Origin of the sequence: Paenibacillus tabacirhizosphaerae (assembly GCF_040812395.1) — a bacterium.
Classification (GTDB): domain Bacteria; phylum Bacillota; class Bacilli; order Paenibacillales; family NBRC-103111; genus Paenibacillus_E.
This window is the reverse complement of the sequence record NZ_JBFNXH010000095.1, coordinates 1-516: the sequence shown is the minus strand read 5'-3', so window position 1 is coordinate 516 and position 516 is coordinate 1. Positions and strand designations below refer to the sequence as shown.

The window sequence follows — 516 nt, the reverse complement described above, 5'->3', positions numbered from 1 at the left end:
GATCGGGAACATTCACCGCTTCCCGACACCGCAAAAGCTGGCCATGTACGCCGGAATCGCTCCAGTTATGCGTGCTTCCGGCAACAAGTTCGCCATGCGGAAAAATCATTTCGGCAATCGTGAGCTTCACGACCTGTTCCACAAGTTGGCGATCAAGCAAATTACCGTGCCAAAGAACCGAACACAAGCGACGAATACGCATCTGTACGCTTACTTCCAAAGCAAGATGCGGCAAGGGAAAACACGCCAGCAAGCGTATGTGTGCGTGATGCGGAAACTGGTCAACATCGTGTATTACTTGATGACCACGAAGCAAGCGTATGTGATGCCGGAAGAACCGCTGCCACAAGCACAGTGAGCCGTGAAACGAACAAACCTATGGGAGTTTATGTTAAAATGGAGGGGTGAGCGAAGCTCATCCCTTGTTTTATGGCTGTGAGAGGTATGATAGATAGAATGGTCATGGGGATGTGGTTGAGTTAAGGGATAGTACGGGGAATACACGATTAAACCAAT

The 516-nt window shown here is 49.4% G+C and carries 1 protein-coding gene; it reads left to right on the top strand.

The features are described 5' to 3' along the window. Positions 1–358 (top strand): transposase (locus ABRS97_RS28135; RefSeq protein ID WP_367819472.1); only part of this gene is annotated, 358 nt, incomplete at its 5' end. Positions 359–516 lie beyond the last annotated feature (158 nt).